This window comes from Deltaproteobacteria bacterium (genome assembly GCA_016874735.1).
Lineage (GTDB): Bacteria > Bdellovibrionota_B > Oligoflexia > Oligoflexales > CAIYRB01 > CAIYRB01.
Genome location: VGTI01000002.1, coordinates 232387 through 242732, shown reverse-complemented (window position 1 = coordinate 242732; position 10346 = coordinate 232387). Strand labels below are relative to the sequence as shown.

Here is a 10346-nt window from a genome sequence, read left to right as displayed (position 1 = left end):
GTAAGTGATTTTTGTCCAGTCATCACGGCGCATCGGCGGATTTCACGAATAAGGTCAAAAGTTTCCGTGGATACACTGCGTACATGCCCACGTCCCTGGCAGTGTCCGCATGGAGTCATCAAACGGCGTTCAAGTGATTCGGCAGTCCGTTTACGAGTCATCTGAACCAAGCCTAGCTCGCTAATCCTAAGGACGTTGGTTCGTGCTTTGTCGCTTTTGAGTTCATCTTGAAGAGCGTTATAAACTGTCTCGCGATCCTCAGGGCGCTCCATGTCAATAAAGTCGATGACAATGATGCCGCCGATATTCCTGATGCGTAATTGGGAAACTATTTTTTTGACGGCCTCGAGATTTGTTTTGAGAATAGTCTCGTGCGCGTTACCTTTGCCAACATATTTACCGGTATTTATGTCGAATGCGGTCAATGCTTCTGTTTGATCAATAACTAGGTACCCACCCGAAGGCAGATCTATTTTTGAGCTAAGTGCTCGACTGATATCCAGCTCGATACCGTAGACATCAAAAATTGGTTTTTCGTCCGTGTATAGTTCTAGCCTTTTGGCTGCACCAGGTATGGTTGCTGTTAAAAATTTCTTGAGCTCTTCGTAAGCAAGTGGATCATCAACTACTATGCGGTCGATATCATCAGCGTATAAATCGCGCGTGGTCTTTAGGGCTATATCTAGGTCTTGATAGAGCAAGGCTGGCGCATCTAAACGGCGTTTTTTGCTATCGACTTGTCGCCATGTTTTTAAGAGAAACTTAAGATCTTTCTCTAGATGTGAAGTGTCGATATTTGCGGCGGCAGTTCTGACGATCACGCCAATGTCATCTGGTTTAAATGCTTTTACAAGGTCTGTGAGTCGCTGTCTTAGGTCGACATCCTCAATCCGTCTGGAGATCCCAATATGTGTAAAGTCTGGCATAATGACCAGGAATCTCCCCGGTAGAGATAGGAACATAGTGACGCGAGCGCCTTTGGTCCCCAGCGGTTCCTTGGCAACCTGCACCAGAACTTGCTGACCCTCGCGGAGTAGTTTCTCAATAGGCTTGCGTTGGCGATTGGTGCGTTCGCGTAGTTCATCGGGATTAAGGTCCTCAAGCCCCTGCGGGACTATATCCAGACGTTGCTCAGAGAGCATTTCGGGGTCCAAGACATCACCGCCATAGAGGAAGGCCGTGCGTTCGGTGCCTATGTCGACAAATGCCGCTTGCATCCCAGGCAGTACTCGCATCACCGTCCCGAGGTATATGTTGCCTACTATGCCTCTTTCGCGTCGACGCTCGATGAAGATCTCAGCAATGCGGTCTTTTTCAAGAAGAGCAATACGAGTTTCGGAGCTATTAGCATTTATAATTAATTGTCGGTCTGTCATGACCTATCCATCATCTGCTGGCGCCATGTGGCAATAATTAAATCTGCCGCACCGGTGAGCTTATGAGTTGCATCAAGCATAATCTGACGGCGGAGCTTGCCATTTTGCTCGAGGTTTTGCCACCAATCACTGAACTCACGGCCGGTTTTGACTACGGTCGCTAGCTTAGCATCTACTAAATGGATCGCTTCCTGACTGTTCTTATAGAATGGGCCAAATGCAATGGCAAGGCCGTGACTAGCGGGCTCTAGTACGTTATGCACCTGGTGATGCAATGCCCCCCCAATAAGCGCTGCGTCCGCGGTACCATAAATCTCCGCTAGCATCCCCATTTTGTCCACTATAATGAAATTGGTTGGTTGGGTTAATCGGTCCATGGAGCCATATCTGACTGGACGAAATCCCTGATTTTCGATCTTGGTGCTAATCATGTCGATGTTACTAATCGTGAGTTGATGAGGCACGATTATGACCTGCCAACTGCTTAGAAGCTCTTTGCGAGCACTGATCGCGCTGATAAGTAGCTCTATTTCGTCGATGTAGGCACTGCCAAGAATCAGTCGATGCTGTGTCCCTTGAGGTGTCAAATGCTGTAATGTATCACGCAGGTTCGCCACCAAGTCAGGGCGGGCGCGAGCACGCTCCACAACTCGGTCATATTTGGTGTCTGACGTAACGGTGATCATGCTTTTGGGCAGTCCACACGTCACTGTGAAGTAGTCATAGTCGGATTTACTGACGGCAAAGATGTGATCGAACTCTTGGAGGAGTCTGCGCCTGACGAGTCCCCAAAGTAGGGAGTTTTTTTCTCCCTGGCTGAGGCTTGCATCAACTAGATAGAGGCGACCGAAACGGCGTGCGATAGACAGGAAGCCGGGCCATAATTCGTGGCGGATGACACATGTAAGCGTTGGCAACAGTGCTGAAAAAAGCCAACCCCATTGCCAGATAGAGTCCGAGAGCGGCATTAGCATACAAGGGATGCTCTCCCCGCGTGCTTTGACGTAATCGAGCCCTGACTGAGAAAAGAAGATAACCTGTACATAGGTGTCTTTACTTGCCTGAAGGCGGGAAATGATTGGGAGTGCCTGCTCAAATTCCCCCGCAGAACTACAAAAGAACACGGCACAGTCGCGATACTGCGCGCGGGTCATAGCGAGATCTCGAGCTATACGGGAAACGTCGGGACGGCCTTTGATTTGCCCGGCTATTTTTGGAGAGAAAAAAGCCAAGATTTTAGTGATTGGGCGCAAAATGCTAAACGCCAAAGAGTAAAGCGCTAGTAACAACGTCATGAGTTAAGATACCCACGATCTTCGGGAGGTGTGGTCCCTTGGCGTTTGAAATAAGCTGTGCCTGTATTCACTGCAGCGTTGGGCTTTACTGCCAAAAGTCGTAGAAGATGCTCGGCGACTGGAGCAAGTGGCAAGGATGCGAAACATAATTTGTCACCAAAGCGACAACTTACTTTGCCGTGCTTGGAGCAAGGTCTACAACCGATAGGGCTCGAAAAAGCGCGGCTGCCAGGCATTCTAGGAGCAAAACCAAAAGCCTCCACCGTCGGTCCAAATAACACTGCCGCCGGGGTATCAACAGCTTCTGCAATATGACTGAGCGACGAATCATTACTGAGTAGGCATCGAGCTTCACTCAGGGCGACGGCCGACTCCCAAAGAGAGAGCTTTCCAGCTAGGTTTAAAACCGGTCCATCCCATGCTAATCCGTCGAGTATTTGTCTAGCAAATTGGCGGTCCTTGTTGTCGCCTAAAAAGATCAGGCCTAACGGTGATGCCTTCATGCCATCGCTAAGGCGCGCACGACTCCGCACAGTATCAAGGACACCGATCAAGCTTTCGAGTGGGGCCTGCTTGGTGGCATGAGCGGCACCGGGAGCAACTGCGAGCCAGCTGCCAAAGCGAAGCTCCTTGCGCCATGGTGGATCAAAACCCGTCGGAATCGGCAATCGAGGTCGACAATTCAGATTATCCAGCCCATTGCGCAGTTCGAGCGGAAGCTGGAACCGCAATGCCTTTCGGAGCGTATCGGCCATCATATTGAACTGAAAGGTGGCGGCCAGTTGGGCCCTTTCCGGTAGCGGTCGTCGCCGTCCCCGGACGCGTGCTTCGAATAATAATCTGTTACGGGCTAATTGAGCCTTGTCTGCGACAAAATAAGGCACTCTGTGCAGAGTTTTCAGGTTTCTGGCCAGCCATTGGGAACGCAGATTGTTCTGCAGGTCGATAAAAAGATGAGTGGACTGAAGCTCGGAAACGACGCGCCCTAGTTCAGGCAATCCCGCCCCTTTGTCGATAGTGACAGTCCGTAAATCTGGCCAACTCTTGGCGAGAAGTTCAAGTGCCGCACCCCTACCTATCCAGGTGATCTGCATCGGTATCGAAAGTTGAGCCAGCAAATCCAGGCAGGCACTTGCGAGCACCACGTCCCCTAGGCTCGAGGCTCGGTAAATTGCGATGCGTAACTCTGGATTGTTGGCAGACGGCGTCAACATAGCTCCCTCCTGAGGACTATACAGGATGAAGTGGGGGTTGGGAAAGATACTCAAAGTCATAATCTTATCATGTGGGACCCATAGGTTGACGTATTTCATTTCCGATTTTTTACGGAACTGCAAAATACCGCCTTAGTTGCCTTTAACGTCCACTAAGCATAGACTTGACATATATCTTTGGTCATTTAGCCGATAACGTATAAAGAGCAGTGAGTTATGAGTAAGCTCGATGAAGATCCATCATTGGCCGGGCGGCAGCGCCAGCTCAATATTATTTATTTCATTGATAGCTCCAAGACCCACACTCTTACGATGTCGCTGAATCAGTTTAGGTGGGTACTAGGGTTCTTTCTCACCCTAATTATTTGGTCAGTAGCAAGTATTGCCATTGTTTTTGGGCTACAAAGTGAAAAAACGAGTCTCGAGCAACGGCTGCAAGTGGCTCTCAGTACAGTTTTTGATTACGAGACCAGAGTCGATAACGTCTTTGAAATAGCCTATCCACCGCAACCGAAATCGGCTACGCCTCCTACCGACATTGCCTCCGATCAGAAAAAAACTGCATCAAGTCCCAGTAATCAGCTGGCATTGGCGGATAAAGATAAGACCCCTAAACAACCATCGGTAACGGGCACAAGCGAGTTGGACCAGAAGCCGGCTGTCTTGAGTCAGGCGGAGCAGGCAGGCCCGAGCGTGGATGAGGACGAGGAGGCGATCGTCGCGATAGGACGTCCGAACCTGTTGACCCATCCGAATTCCCTCGAGTTGAAATTTGATCTTACCACACGTCCCGGTGTCGATTTTGTCGAGGGCTATATTTTCGCAGTGGCCGAGTTTACATCCGATCAAGGAGAAAAGCTTTTTATCGGGGCTCCCAAGGACATTGCCGTCTCGGATAAGGGTGTACCTACTCAGCCACTTAAGGCCACATCCTTCGCCATCAAGCGGTTTAAGCAAAAGGGTCTCAAGTTTCCCCTGATCCCAAATAAGACTGGAACCTTTACGAAAGTCCATATTGCTGTCATCGGTACGCAGGGGCAGGCTATCTCATCCTACGATCTGCCGGTCAAGCTTCACATAGGCAAGCAAGGGTGGGACAAAAGTCCTAGAACCGGTGGAGCTGCTAAATCAGGTTGATTACTATGAGTCAGCTGCACTGGTGTACTTTTTGTTTTGTATTGACATGGGGACTCTCGAGCGGCTGCGTCACCTCGGTGCGGTCTGACGGAGGCTTTGCAGCGCAGCGGGTTCAAGCTGCTACCGTGTTACCAAAAAGTAAGATTATCAATGCCCGCGGTGATGTTCCCACCGATATTGTAGTCGCCCCTTATGTAGTTATGACCAGTCGTGTGGCACGGCCCAGGGCTGAGATGCGCGTTGGTCCTGGGTCGCATTTTGAGTTACTCGATGTTTTTTTGCAGCGCGACACGGAGGTCGTGATATTGAGCCAGCATGGGGTGTGGCGCAAAATTTTACCAATTCATGATGGTCCGGTAGCCTGGGTTCACAGCCAAGCACTCTCTCGTGCTAAGCTAAACACTCATTCCATTCATCTGCGAAGTCAGAGGTTGCCAGTCGTTCAGGTCGTTCATGATACGGACAAGGTGTGGCTATATGGACAGAATGCCCTGGCCGCTGCCCAGGTATCGCGTGGGACTATGTTCCGGACTCTAAGGTTGACCGATCACGGTGCTCTTGTTTGGCTCGCGGAAACTAACTCGGTGGTTTGGTTGTCGCGAAAGGACGTTCTATGAAGAGAGGACTATTTTTTCTAAGTGTCGTCGCTTCAAGTTGTGCCCCCAGTCTGGCAGGGCGCTTGGATAGCCATGGTCAAATCTTAGGCCCAGATGCCAAAGTTAACATAACGCCACTCGCCGCTACTACCTCAGGGCAGCGAGTCGGTTCCATCATTATATCCGTGAAACCCGATGGCACTTTCGCGACTGAAGAGCAACTACCGGTAGGGGACTGTTTGGTAGAAGCGCTGGTGCCAGGCTTCGCAGTGGCATCAACGCACGTCAATCTCGACGGCTCGAGTAAAAAAATCGACCTGGATCTCAGGCCATTACCTCGGACCTCATTGAGAGCTAGCCAGGTTCAGAGAACAATCGAAGATGGACGGGGCGCCGGTGGTGCCAATCTTGCCCCGCCCAGCCTGTAAATTAATGGAGGTCGCGCATGGTAAGGCAAGTCACTATCTGGCTGCTGGTTGCTCTGAGCCTTTGCTGTAAGCCTAAGGAGACTACGGTTCGGTTTCTTGTAGATGCGCGGACCAATCAAGGTGAACCTGTACATGCAGCTCAGGTGATCGTAGATGGAAAAATCATTGGCCAAACTACGAATGACGGAGCATTCCGGGGCGAGCTGAAGCTGCCAGTGGCAGCCACTAAGAAGCTCGAAATTAAAAAAGATAGTGATACGCATTACTTTGCGCCATACACGCAAACATTCGATGTGAGTAGTGTTACGCCCCAGGAAGTTACCGTGGCAGCTGTGCTTTATTTTGTGCCAAAGCCAAGCCCTGAGTCTGCCAAGACACTTGCAGGACCACCAATCACGGCAGCAGGCTCTGTTGAAGAGGGCATGCAGGATGTGACAACCGATAGCGACGCGGAGAGGCAGTCTGAGTCCCACGTGGATCAGCCAAGAGAGCCGGAACTTACGCAACAAAATTTACCTTCAATCGCGACAAATATCGGAGATGAAACGCCCAAAGAAGGCATAGAAAACCAAGGTGTGGCTAAGACTTCGCTTGGTGAAGAAAAATCCAGGCTGGATGGCGTTGTCACTGAGGCGCCTCATTTGGTTACCATACATGTCGTTTCCGGCACAAATCCGCTTGCTGGCGTTGAAGTCGCTGTTGGTGAGGAAGGTGCGAGTCAACTGAAATCCGGGTGTACGACCAACCAACGTGGACGTTGTGTCATTAGATTCGCAAAAAAACCCAGTGGCGAGTTAAATTTGGTGGCCACGAAAAATGGATTTAAAACTGGCGTACTAAAAATCACCAGTAACCTTCGTGATAAAGTTAGAATTCAGCTTGAGCAGGGACGAACCCTAGATGTGTATGCCGTTACTGAGTCATACGGTCACGTTTATGGTTTGGAGGATGTCGAAGTACATGTGCGCGGCAAGTTGGTGGGGAATACGGATCGCTTTGGACGGCTTTCTTACGTTTTTAAAGGCAAAGGTGAGGAGCTGGTGCCTGTGGGTCTCAAGCCGGAGTCATATATTCCTGAGCAATTTGAAACTGATTTCGTTGCCTCTGATCAGATGACCCTGGTTAAATATTTTGCACCGCTAGAACCGCCGGCGGCACGGATTTCTTTGCTCAATCTCGTCGTCTCAGGTGGTGCCAATCGAAGGGACCTCAGCAAGCGATTGACTGAGATCAACCGTCTTTTGGATACATCTGTGCGTAAACATATATTTGGTTCCATGGCATTCAAAGAGGTTCCTCTAGAGCAGATTGAGCAGAGAGCGAAAAAGATAGGCACTGATATCCGAACTGTCGCCAAACGTGGGTGGAAGAACACAGACCTTAACGCCATGATGGATGCCGTCATTCAGCCCAACCTGATGATTGGGCCAAAACCGGTACTGGAATTAATGGTGATAAATAGCGATGGCAAAACGATCGCTGCAGCGAAAGAGGAAATAGTTAGTATCGATGACCTAAATGCAGTGGATAAAAATATAGCGAAAATGGCAGAACGCATTGATCGGGTTTTTCCGTTTGAAGGTGCAGTTCTCAAAAGGGATGGTGATCGTGTCGTCATCAACCTTGGTCGCACGCAGGGCTTTGGTATAAAACCAGGTGATCAATTCGATCTCTACGGCACGCAGGCTGAAAAGTTGGGTCGAAGGCAAAGTTTTGGTCGCATCGGGACTTTGACAGTCCGCTCCGTACAAGACGACTCCGCTATTTGTGGTATCAATCAAGTCCTACCTCGAGCCACGGTCGGACGGGGAGATCTCGTTAAACTGCGAGGTCGCAAAAACAGTGAGGATCGCACCGCAGAGATACGCGTATTTGAGGGTCGAGGTAACACGGCTCATGCGGTCTCCCAGGCCAATGTTTATTTAAATGATGAGTGGATTGGATCGACAGATGCTGAGGGTCGGTTAGTGTTACCACAAACTGGCAGTGGTGAACTTAAAATCGTAAAGATCGGCTTCAGTGAGCATCATGGGGTCTTGTCCGCAAATGGCAAAAATAGTTCAAACATCGTCATGCAAAGGCTAAGCGCCATACTTAAAGTTGACTCTAAGCCGAGCAAGGCCACGGTCAAAATTGATGGAAATGTAGTTGGGGTGACACCGCTTGTAACACCAATCACAGTGCATAGTGGATTTATCAAACTGGAGCTTGAAGGGGTGCCGGGCTACAGAGGCTATAAAACCGTTCTGGAGCTTGATCAAGGTGCACTTGAGTTAGTAGGAGAGGAGTCAATAGTACTTGACCCAGACTTGAGATCGATAGCTCTAGATTTACTAAAAAGCGGAAAACCCGAGGAAGCAATAGATCGTCTCAATCAAGTAAAGCCAGATCATACTGATTACTTAATGGCCAGGCATGAGATCGGTGAAATTTATTTGAATCAACTAGACCAGCCGGCTAAAGCGGCGGCAGCATTTGGCCAAGTAACCGCAAGCGAGGCCGTTAAACAATTCAACGATAAACGATTTGTACCATCCCACATCAATGAGGGGATCGCTTTGTTTGCAACTGGCGAGAAATTAGCCCTGGAAAATCCGGAAGCCGCTAGGGCTCATTACCAAAAAGCACTTGAAGTCCTGGATCGTGTCATGCCGTTCCTACGTTTTGTAGCAGCGAAGGACTACCCCCAAGCCGTTCATAACGTCGATTACCACCGAGCCCTTTCCCGCCATCGTTTGTGGACGGTAACGCAGGATCCTAAGCTACTCGTGGAAACTGTTCGCGGTTGGCGTAATTACTTAGAGGGTAGTGCGCGGACCATTCCGGTGAATGATGATGCAAAGGCGTTTATCGGTAATGCAGAGGTGTTCCTCAAACAAGCGTCAGCCCAACTCGGTGGCGCGCGTGGCACTATGAGGCAATAATCGGTGCTGAGGTTCAAGGTAAAAGTTTCGAGGATATGGTGTCGCGGTTTTTTGGGCGCCATCACTGCGAATCTTGTCCTGAGTGCTTGTCATTTTAAGCTTGGTGAAAGTCGCGTCACGGAGCCCGACGCTGGTGTACCGCTAGAGGGTTTTGTTGCGCGTGACGGTGATTATTTTCCGCGATTTATTGGAGAATTTTTTGCCGGTTCTAGGACATTTGCAAGAGTTTATCCAAAGCTAGGCGATGCCCGGCAAGGTGTAGTTTTAATTGAGGTGAAGCAGCTAAATGCCGCGGAAAATAAGTTCAACGAAGCCAATTTGAGCTGGTCAGCCGATGGTGTGTACCTGGGTTACGAGATTCTCATCGATGGTTTTCGCAAAATTATGCTGAAGGATCTGATAGGAAACTACTCTCGAGAATTACAGATCATTCCCAAGGGTTCACAAGATTTTCTGGATGGGATGGTCCCTCGATCGGTGCAGTCCTACAATGCTGGTTTGAGATGGTCCTCTGACTCCACTCGATTTGCCTTCATGTCAAATGGTGGTGTTGGTGAATACAGCATCTATATAGGTGCCGTAGGTGCGAGCGAGGAGTCCGTGGGTCGAAGTAAGAGTAAGGACGGTTATGCCACGTGGAGCCCACGACGAAATGAAATAGCTTTCGTTAGTGCACGATCAGGTCGCGGTGATATCTACCTAATGAATCTATCGGAAAGGGTGCTAAGTCGCCTATCTGACAGTGACAGTGTCGATATTTTCCCAGAGTGGTTTCCATCGGGCGATGCTCTAATATACTCCTCGGGTGATGCGCTGCGGCACAATCTAAATGTTGTTCGCAGGCATGGTGAGACTTGGCAGCGGCCATTCCCGTTAACTGAGGCAGGCGCGGATCATCTGCGGCCTACCGTGTCGCCCGATGGACGACTAGTTGCTTTTTATGTTCATGAGGGTTCACAAGTGGATACTCAGGATGGACGTTGGGATATTGCAGTAGTCCCCTATAAGGAGGGGCGCACCTATACTCTGAGAGAACTGAAAGGAATGTTGGTCGCTGAAGACGTGGTGATCGACCTTAATACTGGTCCGGCTTGGTCTCCAGACAGCCGAAAGGTGTTCTATGTGAAGCACGACATATCTGTCGCAAATCCGATTTATGCTTATGATATTTCCAGCGGTAAAAGTTATTTATTTAACACGAATACCCGCATGAATCGAGATCTTCTCATTTCAAGGCTTGGCATACTAAGTTTCAGAGCTCAGGTTGGCGCTTGGGATCGAGTATTCCTGGCTCTTACCAACCAAGGGGCACAGATTCAGCAACCAATATTGACTAATGCGCCAATTCGTTATCTTCATAATTTATAGTTAGGGGC

At 49.6% G+C, this 10346-nt stretch carries 8 protein-coding genes; 5 read left to right on the top strand and 3 right to left on the bottom strand.

Going from position 1 to position 10346, the window contains the following annotated elements; all coding sequences use genetic code 11:
- The 3 genes from FJ146_02725 to FJ146_02715 all read right to left on the bottom strand — a co-directional run.
- Positions 1–1376, bottom strand: a 1376-nt coding sequence (locus tag FJ146_02725) for an Rne/Rng family ribonuclease (GenBank protein ID MBM4250862.1), incomplete at its 3' end; no start/stop codon positions are given.
- Positions 1373–2671 carry a hypothetical protein gene (locus tag FJ146_02720; protein MBM4250861.1) on the bottom strand — a complete coding sequence of 433 codons (1299 nt, stop codon included), beginning with the start codon at positions 2669–2671 and terminating at the stop codon, positions 1373–1375. The genes FJ146_02720 and FJ146_02725, both read right to left, overlap by 4 nt.
- The gene (locus tag FJ146_02715) at positions 2668–4008 is read right to left on the bottom strand and encodes a glycosyltransferase family 9 protein (GenBank protein MBM4250860.1); all 1341 of its coding nucleotides are present in this window, start codon (positions 4006–4008) and stop codon (positions 2668–2670) included. Before FJ146_02715 ends, FJ146_02720 begins: the two co-directional genes overlap by 4 nt.
- A gap of 93 nt (positions 4009–4101) precedes the next feature.
- Here FJ146_02715 and FJ146_02710 point away from each other — a divergent pair, with 93 nt between their 5' ends.
- The 5 genes from FJ146_02710 to FJ146_02690 are packed head-to-tail and all read left to right on the top strand — an operon-like array spanning position 4102 to position 10338.
- Positions 4102–5022 (top strand): hypothetical protein, encoded by a 921-nt coding sequence (locus tag FJ146_02710; GenBank protein ID MBM4250859.1) that lies wholly within the window; start codon positions 4102–4104, stop codon positions 5020–5022.
- Positions 5023–5027: 5 nt separating this feature from the next.
- Complete coding sequence (locus FJ146_02705; GenBank protein MBM4250858.1) at positions 5028–5639, top strand: hypothetical protein; 612 nt, start codon at positions 5028–5030, stop codon at positions 5637–5639.
- Entirely contained in the window at positions 5636–6046 is a 411-nt protein-coding gene (locus tag FJ146_02700) for a hypothetical protein (GenBank protein ID MBM4250857.1), read from the top strand. Before FJ146_02705 ends, FJ146_02700 begins: the two co-directional genes overlap by 4 nt.
- 17 nt (positions 6047–6063) lie before the next feature.
- Complete coding sequence (locus FJ146_02695; GenBank protein MBM4250856.1) at positions 6064–8970, top strand: PEGA domain-containing protein; 2907 nt, start codon at positions 6064–6066, stop codon at positions 8968–8970.
- A 3-nt stretch (positions 8971–8973) separates the two neighbouring features.
- Positions 8974–10338 carry a hypothetical protein gene (locus FJ146_02690; protein ID MBM4250855.1) on the top strand — a complete coding sequence of 455 codons (1365 nt, stop codon included), beginning with the start codon at positions 8974–8976 and terminating at the stop codon, positions 10336–10338.
- The last annotated feature ends 8 nt before the right edge of the window (positions 10339–10346 follow it).